The sequence below is a fragment of the Pyxidicoccus sp. M6 genome (genome assembly GCF_055568925.1).
Window position 1 is genome coordinate 3324498 of record NZ_CM145714.1, and the last position, 13916, is coordinate 3338413.

At 68.0% G+C, this 13916-nt stretch carries 15 protein-coding genes; 9 read left to right on the forward strand and 6 right to left on the reverse strand.

What is annotated here, in order from left to right; genetic code table 11:
* Window positions 1–73 precede the first annotated feature (73 nt).
* A complete protein-coding gene (locus ACVTJA_RS13910; RefSeq protein ID WP_465836842.1) occupies window positions 74–1609 on the forward strand; it encodes a chitinase in 1536 nt (511 codons plus the stop codon).
* 90 nt (window positions 1610–1699) lie between these two features.
* Here the strand turns inward: ACVTJA_RS13910 and ACVTJA_RS13915 are convergent, their stop codons facing one another.
* From ACVTJA_RS13915 to ACVTJA_RS13925, 3 genes are all read right to left on the reverse strand, one after another.
* A complete protein-coding gene (locus ACVTJA_RS13915) occupies window positions 1700–2635 on the reverse strand; it encodes an FG-GAP repeat domain-containing protein (RefSeq protein WP_465836843.1) in 936 nt (311 codons plus the stop codon).
* 102 nt (window positions 2636–2737) lie between these two features.
* Window positions 2738–2950: a hypothetical protein gene (locus tag ACVTJA_RS13920; RefSeq protein ID WP_465836844.1), complete on the reverse strand. Its 213-nt coding sequence runs from the start codon at window positions 2948–2950 to the stop codon at window positions 2738–2740.
* Window positions 2951–3033: 83 nt separating this feature from the next.
* A complete protein-coding gene (locus tag ACVTJA_RS13925; protein WP_465836845.1) occupies window positions 3034–3855 on the reverse strand; it encodes an SAM-dependent methyltransferase in 822 nt (273 codons plus the stop codon).
* Window positions 3856–3963: 108 nt separating this feature from the next.
* Between ACVTJA_RS13925 and ACVTJA_RS13930 the strand changes: the two genes are divergently transcribed.
* Genes ACVTJA_RS13930 through ACVTJA_RS13940 form a run of 3 tightly spaced genes read left to right on the forward strand, consistent with a single transcriptional unit; the run spans window position 3964 to window position 5928 of the window.
* Complete coding sequence (locus ACVTJA_RS13930) at window positions 3964–4962, forward strand: class 1 isoprenoid biosynthesis enzyme (protein ID WP_465836846.1); 999 nt, start codon at window positions 3964–3966, stop codon at window positions 4960–4962.
* Window positions 4931–5647: a class I SAM-dependent methyltransferase gene (locus tag ACVTJA_RS13935; protein ID WP_465836847.1), complete on the forward strand. Its 717-nt coding sequence runs from the start codon at window positions 4931–4933 to the stop codon at window positions 5645–5647. Before ACVTJA_RS13930 ends, ACVTJA_RS13935 begins: the two co-directional genes overlap by 32 nt.
* Window positions 5648–5688: 41 nt before the next feature.
* Window positions 5689–5928, forward strand: a complete 240-nt coding sequence (locus tag ACVTJA_RS13940; RefSeq protein ID WP_465836848.1) for a hypothetical protein — start codon at window positions 5689–5691, stop codon at window positions 5926–5928.
* Window positions 5929–5936: 8 nt separating this feature from the next.
* Here ACVTJA_RS13940 and ACVTJA_RS13945 read toward each other — a convergent pair whose 3' ends face one another.
* Window positions 5937–7154, reverse strand: coding sequence for a cytochrome P450 (locus tag ACVTJA_RS13945; protein ID WP_465836849.1), 1218 nt, complete (start codon window positions 7152–7154; stop codon window positions 5937–5939).
* A gap of 120 nt (window positions 7155–7274) precedes the next feature.
* Between ACVTJA_RS13945 and ACVTJA_RS13950 the strand changes: the two genes are divergently transcribed.
* Window positions 7275–8846 carry a S41 family peptidase gene (locus tag ACVTJA_RS13950; RefSeq protein WP_465836850.1) on the forward strand — a complete coding sequence of 524 codons (1572 nt, stop codon included), beginning with the start codon at window positions 7275–7277 and terminating at the stop codon, window positions 8844–8846.
* A gap of 49 nt (window positions 8847–8895) precedes the next feature.
* The gene (gene aac(3)-IV, locus ACVTJA_RS13955; protein ID WP_465836851.1) at window positions 8896–9696 is read left to right on the forward strand and encodes an AAC(3)-IV family aminoglycoside N-acetyltransferase; all 801 of its coding nucleotides are present in this window, start codon (window positions 8896–8898) and stop codon (window positions 9694–9696) included.
* A gap of 43 nt (window positions 9697–9739) precedes the next feature.
* Here aac(3)-IV and ACVTJA_RS13960 read toward each other — a convergent pair whose 3' ends face one another.
* Window positions 9740–10303, reverse strand: coding sequence for a flavin reductase family protein (locus ACVTJA_RS13960; RefSeq protein ID WP_465836852.1), 564 nt, complete (start codon window positions 10301–10303; stop codon window positions 9740–9742).
* A gap of 190 nt (window positions 10304–10493) precedes the next feature.
* Here ACVTJA_RS13960 and ACVTJA_RS13965 point away from each other — a divergent pair, with 190 nt between their 5' ends.
* The 3 genes from ACVTJA_RS13965 to ACVTJA_RS13975 all read left to right on the forward strand — a co-directional run bounded on the left by ACVTJA_RS13965 (window position 10494) and on the right by ACVTJA_RS13975 (window position 13569).
* Complete coding sequence (locus ACVTJA_RS13965) at window positions 10494–11711, forward strand: EF-hand domain-containing protein (RefSeq protein WP_465836853.1); 1218 nt, start codon at window positions 10494–10496, stop codon at window positions 11709–11711.
* Window positions 11712–11865: 154 nt separating this feature from the next.
* Window positions 11866–12279, forward strand: coding sequence for a hypothetical protein (locus ACVTJA_RS13970; protein WP_465836854.1), 414 nt, complete (start codon window positions 11866–11868; stop codon window positions 12277–12279).
* Window positions 12280–12474: 195 nt separating this feature from the next.
* A complete protein-coding gene (locus ACVTJA_RS13975) occupies window positions 12475–13569 on the forward strand; it encodes a helix-turn-helix transcriptional regulator (RefSeq protein ID WP_465836855.1) in 1095 nt (364 codons plus the stop codon).
* A 71-nt stretch (window positions 13570–13640) separates the two neighbouring features.
* On the opposite strand, the gene ACVTJA_RS13980 is transcribed toward ACVTJA_RS13975, so the two are convergent.
* The gene (locus ACVTJA_RS13980; protein WP_465836856.1) at window positions 13641–13904 is read right to left on the reverse strand and encodes a DUF3892 domain-containing protein; all 264 of its coding nucleotides are present in this window, start codon (window positions 13902–13904) and stop codon (window positions 13641–13643) included.
* Between the last annotated feature and the right edge of the window lie 12 nt (window positions 13905–13916).

The following is a 13916-nucleotide window of genomic DNA, read 5'->3' on the forward strand; positions in this document are numbered from 1 at the left end:
GTGCGGTTGACCCGAAACGCGGTCCGCGTCGCTCTTTCTTCGCGGCACCTCACCGTCCCTGAAAGGCACCTGCATGCCGCCGCTTCGTCACCTGCTCCGGGCGGGCTCCACCGCCCTCCTGGCCGTTACCGCCTTGTTGCTGACCCTGCTCCCCACGTGGGCTTCCGCCGCGGACCGTGGCGAGTGGGCTCCCTATGTGGCCTACAGCGTGGGGGACATCGCCTCCTATGCGGGCAAGGCCTATGACTGCCGCCAGTCCCACACGTCCCTGCCGGGTTGGGAGCCGCCCAATGTCCTGGCGCTGTGGCTGGAGCGCTCGGGCCCTCCGCCCGTGGACACGCAGCCGCCGTCCGCGCCCTCGCAGCTCACGTCTCCCGCGAAGACCTGGGACAGCGTCTCGCTGTCCTGGGGCGCCTCGGCGGACAACGTCGGCGTCACCGGCTACGAGGTCTTCGTCAACGCCGGCACGGCGCCGTCCGCGACCACCTCCGGCGCGACGAGCGTCACCGTGACGGGCCTGGCGGCGAACACCACGTACACCTTCACCGTGAAGGCCCGTGACGCCGCCGGCAACCGCTCGGCGGCGAGCAACAGCGTGTCCGCGACCACGACGGGGCCCCAGCCCTCGGGCAGCAAGGTCATCGTGGGCTACTGGCACAACTTCGACAACGGCTCGACCAACATCCGGCTGCGCGACGTCTCCCCGAAGTTCAACGTCATCCAGGTCGCGTTCGCCGAACCGGTGGGAAGCGCGAGCAACATGACCTTCACGCCGTACAACTCGACGGTCGCCGACTTCAAGGCGGACATCGCGTACCTCAAGAGCCAGGGCCGCAAGGTCCTCATCTCCATCGGCGGCGCGAATGGAACGGTGCACCTGGATGACGCCACCGCCCGGCAGACCTTCGTCACCAGCATGCAGTCGCTCATCGACACGTATGGCTTTGACGGAATGGACCTGGACCTGGAAGGCAGCTCGCTGTCGCTCAACGGCGGTGACACCGACTTCCGCAACCCCACCACGCCGAGAATCATCAACCTGATTCAGGCCACGCGAGACCTGCTGAACCGCAACGGCGCGGGCTTCATGCTCACCATGGCGCCCGAGACGGCCTATGTGCAGGGAGGCATGGCCGCCTACGGCGGGCCGTGGGGCGCCTACCTGCCGGTCATCCACGCGCTGCGCGACCGGCTGACGTACCTGCACGTGCAGCACTACAACACCGGGACCGTCATGGCGCTGGATGGCCGCGCCTACGCGCAGAGCACTCCGGACTTCCACGTGGCCATGGCGGAGATGCTCCTGCAGGGCTTCCCCGTGGGAGGCAACACCAGCGCGATGTTCCCGGCGCTGCGCCCCGAGCAGGTCGTGATTGGCCTGCCCTCCTCGCCGCAGGCGGCGGGTGGCGGGTACACGACTCCCGCCAACGTGCAGAAGGCGCTCGACTACCTCATCAAGGGCCAGTCGTTCGGCGGCACCTACGTCCTGCGCAAGGCCTCGGGCTACCCCGGCTTCAAGGGACTGATGACCTGGTCCATCAACTGGGACAAGTTCACCAACTACGAGTTCTCCAACAGCCACCGCGCGTACCTGGACGCCCTTCCGTAGTCCGCTGAAGGCATCGCACCGCGGACGGTTCTCCGAGGAGCTCCGTCCGCGGTGCATGGCCTGCTGAAGGCCTGGACCCCGGCACGGCTGCTACCTCGGGCCCACGAGGTACCAGCAGCCGTAGGTGGCGGGCGGAGGCGTGGATTGGGAGAACCAGGCCGGACAACCCGGCGTCATGTTGCCGAGGGTGCTGGTGCTCGACAGGCTCGTTCCGACCATCCGCCAGAGCAGCACCTGTCCCGTGCCCGGGTTGTGCCAGACGACGTCGGTGTTGCCATCTCCCGTGTAGTCCGCCGTGGCGCCGAGATAGAAGGCCAGGGACAGGACGGGCAGGGTGACGGTGCCGAGCACGGTGGTGTTGTTCATCAGCGTGATTTCATTCTGGCCCGTGCTCTTGTTGCGCCAGAGCAGGTCCGTCCTGCCGTCCCCGTTCATGTCCGCCGCGCCCACGATGAACCACGGCATCGGCCGGGAGGCGATGGGGGAGTTGCCCAGCGCGGTGGTCCCATTCAGGTAGCGGTAGAAGTACTGACCGGAGATGCGGTGGTGCAGCACGAGGTCCGTCTTCCCGTCCAGGTTGAAGTCACCGGACGCGGCGACGTACCAGTCCGGCGAGGGCAGCAGGGGCGAGAGGGTGGCCATGCCGAGGACGGAGAAGGTGCTGCTGAGGAAGCGCACGGCCTCCCCGGACGCGGTCGTCGTCGAGTGGTACACGAGGTCGGGCGTCGTCGTGGAGCCGAAGTCGGAAGCGGCCTGCACCATCAGCGAGGGCGAGACGGCGGGCAGCGTGGCGGTTCCACTCAACACGGGGCCGCTCATGAGCCAGGCGCCCATGTTGCCCGTGGTCTGTTCCCTCCACAGCAGGTCCGAGTACGCATCTCCATTGAAGCTGATGATGTTTCCACGGATGGCCCGTGAGGACTCGCCCAGGGCCGCCTCTTCGCCCGCGGCTTCGCTCTCGGGATTGCCACACCCCGCCTGTCCCAGCAGCCCGGTGAGACACAACGCCAGCATCCGGCTCTTCATGCGCATCCTCCCTGTTGGCACCTCGAAAACTAGATTTAGAGCTTAATCTAGTTTTCCAGAGAGGCGTGAGGCAACAGGAGTGCCGGGACAGGTGGGCTGGCGTCAGGTGACGCTGACGCACGTCATCCGCAGCCCCTCGCGGGCAAAGGCGTTGTTCACGCTCCTCAGGCTGGGCTTGCTCGGCGCGCGGGTGAGCTCGAAGGTGTCGTCCTCGCTGCCTCCATACTGCCCGTTGAGAAAGGAGCAGATGTTGGTGAACTGCTGCATGGTCACGTCGTCCAGCGATGCGGACATCTCAATGGTGTAGTCGGCCATCGGCTTGCGCCTCCTGTGGTGGGCTCAAGGAGAGACGCAGGAGGAGCGCTTCTGTGAATGAGGTGGAGTCCGCCAGGCCGACTTCACGTCCCAGGGGAGCGGCGCTTCGCGGTGAGCACGATGTAGCCCATGCAGCACGACGCGCTCTGGCTGATGCGTGCCCACTGGTCCTTGACGCCCACAAGGAACGCCTCGCCGTAGACACGCCGCACTTCCGCCTCTTTCTCCTGGATGGCGGCGGCCACCGCGTCGAACGTCGCCATGACGCTCCCACTCACGTCCAGGAGCTGCTCCACCTCGAAGCCCGCGTCGGCGACGAGCTCCGGGTAGGCGTCAACGGTGAGGAAGTTCCGGGCGACGAACGCATGCTGGAGGAAGTTCCGGTCCTGTGGCGTCGCATCGGCCGAGAGCACGATGTCGGCCACGAGCAGCCGTCCGTCGGGACGAAGAACGCGCGCGACTTCGCGCAGCACGGCGGCGTGGTCGGGCATGTGAAACATCGACTCGACGGCCCACGCGGCGTCGAATGACTCGGACGGGAAGGGCAGCGCCATGGCATCGGCGCAGTGGAACTTCGTCTGTCCGCTCATGTCATGGCGGCGCGCCCACTGCTCGGCCTGTGCGGCCTGCAGCGGACTGATGGTGACTCCCTCCACCCAGCATCCGGTGCTCCGCGCGAGCCGCGTCGCCGGCTCCCCCAGTCCACACCCGACGTCGAGCACGCGCTGGCCCTTCTCACTCCCGAGCTGGTGAATCAGCAGGTCGGTGAAGCGCTGCTGGGCCTCGCCAAAGGAGCCGCCGGTCTCACCTCGGGGCCAGTGGCCGAAGTGCAGGCTCCTGCTGCCGATGATTTCGTAGAACGGCGTGATGGTGTCGTAGTGCCGTGCGACGGCTTCCGGTGTCACAGGGAATTCCGTGTTCATTGTACTCAGGACATGCGTGCTGACGCAGGAGCTCGTTCCGTGCGTTGCATCGATATCACGCGTAACTCTATGCTCGACGTCGGAGCACCGTTGCGAAGCTACCAGGTCCATCAATCCATCCTCGACGCTGCCTGGGACATCCTGGAGGGACGGCTCACCACGCTGGCCCCCCCGCTCGATGCACTGGCGCGCCGCTTCCTCGCTCGAATCGCCCATGGAGAGAAGGGCCACCGTGGCTACTTCTCCAGCCGGCTCGCGCCCCCGCTCGTCTTCCTCCCGCTGTGGCTGCGCGAGCGCTTCCGGCGCGAGCAACCCGCCTCCGTGCCCTCGGAGGAGACGACGGCGCGCCTCGTGGCCGCCGCGATGTGGGGCTACCTGTACATCCGCATCCAGGATGACCTCCTCGACGAGGCGCACCCGGAGCGCTCGCAGACGTTGCTCGGCAACGTGTGTGTATGGGAGATGGCGCGCCTCCTGGAGTCGCTCGTCGGAAGCTCGGCCGCCTTCCGCGCGGCCTTCGAGCGCTCCTGGCTCGACTTCACCCGGTGGACGCTCGCGGAGCACGAGCAGCTCCTCTCCGACGCCCCGTATGACGACGAGCGCTTCGAGCAGCATGCGCGCAAGGTGGCCTTCGCCCGCGTGCCCGCGCTCGCCATGTGCATCCTCGCCGGTCACGGTGAGCTCGAGCCCACCGTCGAGACACTCGTGGATCAACTCGGCGTCGCCTACGGGTTGACCAACGACGTGGTCGGCTGGCGGAGGGACCTCGCCAATGGCCACCGCACGTTCCTGCTCGCACGGGCCGGCTTCACGCGAGGTGCCCCCCTGAGCAGTCGCTGCGGACGGTGCGTGAAGCGCTCTATGGCCGAGGCCTCCTCGTTGCGACGCTGGAAGCCTCTGCTGAGTGGCAGCACCGAGCCGCCAGGAGCGCGGAGACGCTCGGCCTCACGGAGTTCTCGGAGTACACGCGCGAGCGGCTGTCGCTATTGGACGAGCTGGCGCACGAGGCGAAGGTGTTTCAACTCCGCTGGGTCCTTGCCGGCGAGAAGGCCGTTCCATGACGCCCGACCAGGTTCGCGCCACCTATGACGAGGCGTACGCGCGCCGCTACGACGCGGTGTTCCTGCACACGCCCGAGTACGGCTTCCGCGAGAAGACACGTCTCGAATTGTTCTTCCTCCGGATGCTCACCATGCAGGCGGACTCGTGGCTGGACGTGGCCTGTGGCACCGGCTTCTTCCTCCGCCACGGGCGCGGCAATCCCAACATCTCCTGCACGGGGCTCGACCTCTCCCCCGCGATGCTCGCGCTCGCCCGCGAGGCGAACCCCGAGGCCCGCTTCATCGAGGGTGACTTCCTCGCACCGCATCCGGACCTCGAGGGACGCTTCGCCTTCACCTCCTGCATGTGGGGCGCCTATGGGCTGCAGGAGTCGGTCGCGCACGTCGAGCGGCTCGTGAAGCAGTTGACGCGGTGGACGCGCCCGGGTGGCACCGTCTTCCTGCCCGTGTTCGACCCGGCGCGCTTCGTCTCCCTCCAGGCCCAGGGGAGGCTCATGGATGCGGTGACGCTGCGCTCGCCCGATGGCACACGCTGGTCCTTCGTGGAGCCTGACGGGAAGCACCACGAGGATGTGCTCGCGCCGCCCGTGGAGGTGATGCGCGCGATGTTCGAGCCCGCCTTCGACAGCGTGGAGCTCAACCCCTATCCCGACACACCGGGCATCCCGATGGCCGCCCTCATCGCGCGGGGCCGCCGCGAGCAGTCCGCGTAGCTGAAGGCTTCATCTGGCACCGACACCCTGGACTCGACACCATGGACAAGAAGCTCATCGACGAAATCACCACCCGCGCCATCTCCGACGCGGAGTTCCGCAAGCTGCTGAGCGCCGACCCCGAGCGGGCCCTTCGGGAGGCCGGGTATCCCATCGAGGGACAGGAGACATTCCTGCAGACGCTCAAGGCCGCCCTCGGGCAATCCCCGGACGCGCTCGCGAGCGAGTACGAGTCGGGCTTCCCGGGCGGCGGCACGGGTGGTGGCGGCCCGATGGGCTGACGCCGCGCTCACGCGCGTGGAGGCATCGCGACGCGCAGCGTGCGCAGGCTCCGATTCAAGGGCGGCAGCGGCTTCCAGTCCGGTGTCTCGAAGGCCGGGCGCAAATCGGGCAGGCGCCGTAGCAGCGTGTGGAAGCAGACCTCCGCCTCCATGCGTGACAACGCCGAGCCCAGGCAGGCGAAGGGGCCCATCCCGAAGGCCAGGTGCCGGTTCGGCTGGCGGGTGATGTCGAACCGGTCCGGCTCGGCGAAGACCTCGGGGTCTCGGTTGGCGGCCTTGTACATGAGCACGAAGGACTCGCCGGCGGAGAACCGCCGGCCCGCCAGCTCCACCGGCTCCCTGCTCACGCGAATCATCGCCACGGTGGGCCCCGCGTAGCGCAGCATCTCCTCGATGGCCGAGGGCATCAGCTCGGGCCTGTCGCGCAGCAGGGCCTGCTGCTCCGGGTCCTCCATCAACAGCAGCAGGCCGCTGGAGATGAGCCGGCTGGTCGTCTCATGCCCGCTGAAGAGCAACGTCACGCAGTTGGCGACGACCGCCTCCGGCTCGCGGGCGAAGAAGCCCTCCTCCTGCGACACCATGACGCTGACGAGGTCCTCGCGCGGCGCGCGGCGGCGCTCCTCGACCAGGGGGCGCATGTAGTCCTGCATCTCCAGCAGGCTGCGCTGGCCGCGATGCAGACTCTCCAGACTGGCATGCTGGAAGAAGCTCTGGAGGTCGGTGGACCAGCGCAGCAGCAGCTCGCGGTCTCCCACGGGAAGCCCGAGCAGCTCGCCGATGACACTGGCGGACAGGGGACGGGCCAGCTCTTCCACCACCTCCAGCTCACCGGCGGTCCGCGCGGTTTCGAGCAGCTCGTCGATGAAGCGCTGCACGCTCGGGCGCAGCCGGTCCACCTGGGCGGGGGTGAAGTACTTCTTCAGGGCCCGTTGGAAGTCCAGGTGGTCCTGCTCACTGCTGAGTCCCGCCCACAGCCGGAGGGCGTCTCGTGCTGGCTGGAAGCGCGGCTTGAGCTCCGCGGGCAGGCGGTCCAACCAGCCCGTTCCCGGAGGAGAGACCAGCCTGCGCTCCCTGGCCGCCGCGAGCACGTCCGCGTAGCGCGTCAGGACCCAGCCATTGAACTGGGGGCTCCAGTACACGGGACTCTCAGCGCGCACCCGGTGGAGGAGGGCATCCGCGCTCCACACCGCCTCCGGGGCGAAGAAATCGTAGGTTGCCTCGGACAACGTGCTCCCGCTTCCGGCCCGTCTCTCGCGCCGCTCCCCCTCCGGCGTGGGCCCGCGTCCCGAGTATAGGGCTGCGCGCTCTTCCCCCAGAAGGGACTCACTGTCACCCTGGCGGCAGTCATGGGCTCAACGCGCGCTCCTCCGCTGGAATCCGTTCGCCACCTCCGTCTCTTCGAGTCACGCGACGAGAGGCTTCTCCTGGCACATCAGTGGGAGGTGCTGCTCGATGGGTTCTACGTCCATCTGCCGCTCAAGGAGCGCATGCTCGGAGTGCGCCCCGTCGAGCAGGCCCGGTTGCTCCAGGAGAACCTCGGGCACTACCCGGACGACCACTCCTTCATGGAGGCCCTGCTGCGGCTGTGCACCGGGCTGCGTGACTTCCACACGATGATTGACCTGCCGGAGCCCTGGTCGAGGCTCACGGCCTTCCTGCCCTTCCAGCTCCATGAGTACTTCGACGAGGCGGGCGCGGCGCATTACGTCGTGGGAGCGCTCGCGCCGGGAGTGGACCTGGGCGGGGACTTCGTCAGGGGCGTGGAGGTGACGCACTGGAATGGCGAGCCCCTGGCGCACAAGGTCTTTCGCCTCGGGCTGTCGACGGCGGGCGCGAATCACGCCGCGCGGAGGCGCCGCGCCGTGGAGTCACTGACGTGGCGCGTCCTGAAGTACGGCCTCCCGCCGGATGAGGACTCCGTGTTCCTCACGTACCTCGGCAAGAAGGGCCCGGCCGATATCAAGCTCCCGTGGCGTGTCCGTGAGACGGACCCGAGCGACGCGCCAGATGCCGGGTGGGCTTCCATGAAGACCCCGGCCCACGGGCTCGACGAGCACGCCATGCACCTGCAGCGACTGCGCGCGGAGTTGCTCGAGCCCGGCCAGGAGAGCGGGCGCAGTCTCTTTCCGGAGTGCCTGTCCTTCCGGCGCGTGGAGACGTCCAGCGGGACGTTTGGCTATCTGCGGATTGCCCACTTCGTGGTCGACGATGTGGAGGGATTCGTCAGGGAGGTCGAACGAATCGTCCGGCGGCTCCCCGAGACGGGGCTCATCATCGACGTGCGCGGCAACCCGGGCGGCTCCATCCCCGCGGGTGAGAGGCTTCTCCAGCTCTTCACCCCGAGCCGTATCGAACCGGAGCCCTTCTCCCTCCGGTGCACGGACCTCACGCGTGAGCTGAGCGAGTCCTGCGAGCAGTGGGCACCGTGGAGGCCTTCGCTCCGAGCGGGCGTCGTCACGAGCGAGCCGTTCTCCGAGGGGATTCCGCTGACGCCGGTGGAGCAGGCAAACGATGTCGGGCGCATCTACGCGGGACCGGTCGTCCTCCTATGTGATGCGCTGAGCTACAGCGCCACCGACGTGTTCGTCGCGGGTTTCATGGACCATCACATCGGGAAGGTCGTCGGTGTCGACACGCATACCGGCGCGGGCGGCTCGATCATCTCCTTTCATCAGCAGCTCATCCGGGACCTGGGCCAGGCACAGGGCGGCCTGCTGAAGCCCTTGTCGCGCGGGGCCAGGGCTCGCGTGGCGCTGATGCGGTCCACCCGGGTCGGTGAGAAGCGAGGCATCCCCGTGGAAGGGTGGGGCGTGGAGGTCGACGTCCTCCACCGATACACGCGAGACGATGTCCTCCACGACGACGTCGACCTGCTGAACCGGGCCGGCCAGGTGCTCACGACGACGCATCACGCATGAGAGGCTCCCGCCATGGACCCGGGCGGAAGCTTCCTGGGAGAATGGGCCCATGAGCGAACGCCAGGACATCCGGAAGGAACTCACCAGGGACGAAGTCGTGGCGCAGCTCCGCGCGCTCGGCGTCAGGCCCGGCGGCATCCTGCTCGTCCACACGTCCTTCCGGGCCGTGCGGCCGGTGGAAGGTGGGCCGAAGGGCCTCATCGAGGCGCTCCGTGCCGCCCTCGGTCCCGAGGGCACGCTGGTCACTCCCTCGTGGACGGGGAGCGACGAGGAGCCGTTCGACCCGAAGACCACTCCGGCCTCCGAGGACCTCGGCGTGGTGCCGGACACCTTCTGGCGGCTCCCCGGGGTGGTGCGAAGCAATCACGCCTTCGCCTTCGCGGCGGTGGGCCCGAAGGCAGAGGACATCACCGCCGGTCCACTGCCGACGCCGCCCCATGTCCCCGAGAGCCCCGTCGGCCACGTGTGTGATTTGGACGGGCAGGTGCTCCTCCTCGGAGTCGGCCACGACTCCGACACCACGCTCCATCTGGCGGAGCTCCTCGCGGGCGTTCCCTACGGCGTGCCGAAACACATCACCGTGCTCCAGGACGGACGCCCGGTCCACGTGCCCTACCTGGAGAACGACCATTGCTGTGAGCGCTTCGCCCTCGCGGACACGTGGCTCCGGGAGCGGGGCCTCCAGTCTGAGGGGAGCGTGGGCCACGCGCACGCCCGGCTCATCCGCTCGCGGGACATCGTCGCGGTCGCGCTCGAACACCTGGAGCGCGACCCGCTCGTGTTCCTCCATCCCCCGAGCGCGAAGTGCGCCGAATGCGACGACGCGCGAAGCAGCATCGCCAGCAGGTGAGGCCCGCCACGCCAGGCGAGGCGCCGCACCCCATTCCTCTCGCCTACGACTTGCGCGGCAGCAGCCGCTCACCCGTGGCGAAGAACACACCGCCAGCCAGGTGATGGATGGGGCGGTACGCATCACCGGCGCTGAAGTCCCAGCCGCCGTCCTTCCACACAGAGTCCTCGACCCAGGCCGCGACGGCCTCGGCGATGAACAGGTCATACTTGCGCTGGTTGTCCGGCTCGGAGAGCACGCGGCACTCCAGCCAGCCCACGCAGCCCTCCACGAGCGGCGCCTTCACGCGCGAGGCGGGAGCGGCCTTGAGCCCCGTCGCCGCCCACTTGTCCTCGTAGCGCCCGGAGACCGAGCCCGCGGCGTACACCGCGTCCAGCTGCGCGCGGGTGGGGACACAGAGGGTGAGCTCGCCCGAGGCGTCCACCAGCTCGCGGGTGAAGGTGCCCTCGGCGATGACGACGGCGAACTTGGGCGGCTCGAAGTCGAGGGGCATGGCCCAGGCGGCGGCCATCACATTGGTGCGGCCCTGCGCGGCGCTCGTGACGAGCGTGGTGGGGCCGTGGTTGAGCAGCTTGTAGGCGCGGCGGAGCTCGAGCGGGACTCTCATGGGGCGGGGCACTCTATCGGCCCCACCACACCCCGTCCGCTGTCCGGAAGGCGACAGGTCTGCGCGCCGGGGCAGGGGGAAATTCAGGATAAGAATCTCGGAATCCGGGCGGAAACTCGCTGCACACAGGGTGCGATAACCCCTTCAATAGTAGGTGCTCGCGCACCTCCCAGCGAAAAGGCTTTCCCCCATGACCACCATTACGAGCCACACCCGTGCGGCCCTGTCGTTCCAGCGGACGAGCCTCGAGCTCTCCTCGTCCTCCCGCGTCAGCGTCAATGACTCCCATGGCGCCTCGAACACCTCCAAGTGTGGGACTCCGACGAGGGACAGCTTTGCCCCGGGCGGGTGCTTCCCCACGCCGGTGGGCGGGGCCCAGCAGGGTGGGCTGGAGGACACCGTCTCCCAGCTGTTCCAGGAGATGGCCAACTTCTTCCAGTCGCTGGTGGACATGCTCGGCCAGATGGGCCAGGGCGGCTGCCAGCCGCGGCCTTCGCAGGACTGCCAGCAGCCCCCGCCGTCGTCGGGCTCGCACTGCCCGCCCCGGCCCCACTGCGAGCCCACGCCCCGGCCCCACTGCGAGCCCCCCTTGCAGAAGGGGAAGATGTGGGACGTCTTCTTCGACGCGAAGTCGGGCACCAAGACGACGCAGAAGTCGCCCATCGTCCTGGACCTGAACGGCAACGGGAAGGCGGACATCACCGGTAGCAACATCAAGGGCAACGGCAAGCTGGAGGGCAAGACGGTCAAGGGCTTCGACCTGGACCCCAGCAACCGTCAGTGGACGACGAAGAGCGTCCAGCGCCGCCCGGGCAAGGGCGCTCCCGAGCTGCCCGCCGGCACCAAGGTGGAGGTGTTCGACGCCAAGGGCAAGAAGGTGAAGACGCTGGACGCCAGCGCCCTGAACAAGTCCAAGGCGAAGTCGGGCGACATGGGCCTGGGGCTGAGCAAGGGCATGCGCGCCGAGTTCCGCGGCCCGGACGGCAAGCTGGTGGGCGAGCTGAAGACGGACAAGCAGAAGAACCAGCTCATGTACCACTTCGGCAACGTCAACGAGAACGAGTGGACCAAGGCCTGGGATTCGAAGACGGGCGGCGACGGCATCCTCGCCTGGGACGTGGACGGCGACGGGAAGATCACCAGCGGCAAGGAAATCTTCGGCCACGTGGACCTGGACGGCACCAACCGCTTCTCCAACGGCTACGAGAAGCTGTCGAAGTACTTCGACAAGGACGGCAACGGCCGCGTCGAGGGCAGCGAGCTCAAGGGCCTGAAGATCTGGGAGGACCGCGACGGCGACGGCGTCACCGACAAGGGCGAGCTGGTGGACCTGGGCTCGCGCGGCATCCAGCGGCTGAGCACCCGCTTCAACTCCAACGACATGAGCTCGTCGTTCCAGCACGACTGAGCCTCACGCAACAGCCACGCGAAGCCCCCGAGGCCCTGTCCGGTGATGACCTCACCGGGCAGGGCTTTTCGTCTGGGCAGCCGCGAGCTTCCGGTGGTGTTGAGTTCACGGAGCGCGCGGACCAAGGTGGACGCTTCTCTCGAAGGGAGTCTGCATGAAGAAGCGTCTTGGAAGTCTGGCCGCCGCGCTGTTCCTCCTCGTGCCCGCCCTGGCCGCCGCGGAGACGACGTGGCTGAAGACGGCGAGCGTGCCGGTGGTGGGCGCCGGTGGCGGCTATGTCTTCCATCAATTCCAGCTCAGCACGGGCGTCTGGCCGGTTGCCCCGGGGCACACCGCCGGCGTCGTCTACTCGTGGGACAACTGGCAGACGGCGCAGTGGGGCACGCTCCAGTGGGCCAACAACGAGCCCAATGCCCATGGCAGCCAGGACGAGGTCTGGTACGGGTACTTCAACATCCCGCCCTACCTGTCGTTCAGCACCGTCCAGTTCGCCATCTACGTGGATGACGCGTCCGGCAATCGCACCTGGAACAACAACAACGGGCAGAACTTCGTCGTGTACCGCTGAGCCGTCACTCCACCGGCGCACCCCGGGCCGCCAGGCAGTCGACATCCACCCACTTGCATCATGGCGGGTTGGAAGGAAAGCCTTCAGTCAAGCACGGGCCCTACTCCCGAGGGGTGAGGGACAGGCCTTCAGCCCGCGCTATTGAATGACCGGCAGCGGTACGGACCCGCGGGGTTGTCTGACCAGGGAGGATGGATGCTCGCGTCGATGAATCTCAGCTCGCAGGAATGGGTACTCAGGGACAGGGTCATCGCGGCCCTCAACAGCAACCTGTCCCTCCCCAAGGCCCTCGAAGCCGCCCGGGAGCCCCTCCTCGAGCTGACACCCGCGGACTACATGGGGCTGTGCCTCATCACCCTGGGGCCGCTCGTGGAGTTCAAGTGGCTGGTGCCGGGCCACCGGCTCGCCCTGCTGGATGAGTATTCCAAGTGGGCCGACTCTGATTTCGTGCGCGCTCCGATTTTCGCCCGGCCCCATGTGGCCCTCCGGGACTCGGAGATGCTTTCGCGAAAGGAATTGGAGCGCAGCGCGCTGTACCAGCGCAGCCGGGAGCTGGACCTGAGCCTGGAGCACGTCATGGCGGTCCTCCTGCCCGTGCCTCCGGGGATGTGCGGCGCCTTCACGCTGTACCGGGACCGCCGGATGCCCTTCTCCGAGCAGCACGCCGCCATCCTCACCAGCCTCACGCCGCACCTGGTGAACGCGGTGCGCAACTGCCGCGACGTGCAGGTCGCCACGACGGGCGCGCGCCTCCTGGAAGAGCTCTACAGCCAGCAGGACTCCGCCTTCCTCGTGGTGGAGCCGCCCTCGCACGAGGTGCTGCGCTCGCAGCGGGCCGCCGCGCTGCTGGAGAAATGGTTCGTTCCCTCCGACCTCGACGCGTCCGGAATCCCGCGCGTGCTGCTGGAGCGCATGCAGGCCCTGACGCGCATGGAGGGTGACGCGCGCCTCGATGCCAGTCTCTGGGTCTCGCTCCACGGAGATGCGTACCGCGTCGTCAGGTTCGTCGAGCTGCCCGAGTCCGACGGCCCGCGCTCATGGGCCCTCGTCCTGAACGAGATTCCCCTGTCCATTCCCCTCCCGGACGTGATGCGGCGAGCGCTCACGCCGCGGCACATCGACATCGCCCGGGGCCTGCTCAGGAACTGGTCCAACGAGGACATCGCCAGCGAGCTCGACCTCTCCGAGGCGACGGTGAAGACGCACGTGAAGGAAATCTTCCGGCGGCTGAAGGTCGACAGCCGGGCCGACTTCCTCTACCAGGCGGCCCACCTCAACAAGCCCGTCTGAGATGACACGAGCGGGCTCGCCCCACTCCCTGTTCCGAGCCCGCTCGCGTCGCCCGCCCACCGCGCGCCCCTTCAGAATCGGGGCAGCTCGAGCAGGTTGTCCGTGGCGATGCCGTTCGCCTTCGTCCGCAGGTAGGGCGGAGTGGCGTTGATGACCTCGACCTTCACGTCCCGGGACGAGCGGGTCTCCACCCGCGCATCCCCTCCACTCCTGACCCACTGGACCAGCTCCGCGCGGCTGGCTTCCCCGGTGGTGGCGCCGTCCTTCCAGCGAAGGCGGGTGATGTGCTCGTGGAGCGCACCGCCTTCGAGATGGATTTGCGTGATGTAGCGCATGAAGACGCCTCG

What these genes read in the sequence shown, in the direction of transcription:
- ACVTJA_RS13950 (WP_465836850.1), top strand. Translation starts at nt 7,275, where the DNA reads ATGGGCTCAACGCGCGCTCCTCCGCTGGAATCCGTTCGCCACCTCCGT.
- ACVTJA_RS13970 (WP_465836854.1), top strand. Translation starts at nt 11,866, where the DNA reads ATGAAGAAGCGTCTTGGAAGTCTGGCCGCCGCGCTGTTCCTCCTCGTG.
- ACVTJA_RS13920 (WP_465836844.1), bottom strand. Translation starts at nt 2,950, where the DNA reads ATGGCCGACTACACCATTGAGATGTCCGCATCGCTGGACGACGTGACC.
- ACVTJA_RS13980 (WP_465836856.1), bottom strand. Translation starts at nt 13,904, where the DNA reads ATGCGCTACATCACGCAAATCCATCTCGAAGGCGGTGCGCTCCACGAG.
- ACVTJA_RS13940 (WP_465836848.1), top strand. Translation starts at nt 5,689, where the DNA reads ATGGACAAGAAGCTCATCGACGAAATCACCACCCGCGCCATCTCCGAC.
- ACVTJA_RS13975 (WP_465836855.1), top strand. Translation starts at nt 12,475, where the DNA reads ATGCTCGCGTCGATGAATCTCAGCTCGCAGGAATGGGTACTCAGGGAC.
- ACVTJA_RS13935 (WP_465836847.1), top strand. Translation starts at nt 4,931, where the DNA reads ATGACGCCCGACCAGGTTCGCGCCACCTATGACGAGGCGTACGCGCGC.
- ACVTJA_RS13915 (WP_465836843.1), bottom strand. Translation starts at nt 2,635, where the DNA reads ATGAAGAGCCGGATGCTGGCGTTGTGTCTCACCGGGCTGCTGGGACAG.
- ACVTJA_RS13960 (WP_465836852.1), bottom strand. Translation starts at nt 10,303, where the DNA reads ATGAGAGTCCCGCTCGAGCTCCGCCGCGCCTACAAGCTGCTCAACCAC.
- ACVTJA_RS13910 (WP_465836842.1), top strand. Translation starts at nt 74, where the DNA reads ATGCCGCCGCTTCGTCACCTGCTCCGGGCGGGCTCCACCGCCCTCCTG.
- ACVTJA_RS13965 (WP_465836853.1), top strand. Translation starts at nt 10,494, where the DNA reads ATGACCACCATTACGAGCCACACCCGTGCGGCCCTGTCGTTCCAGCGG.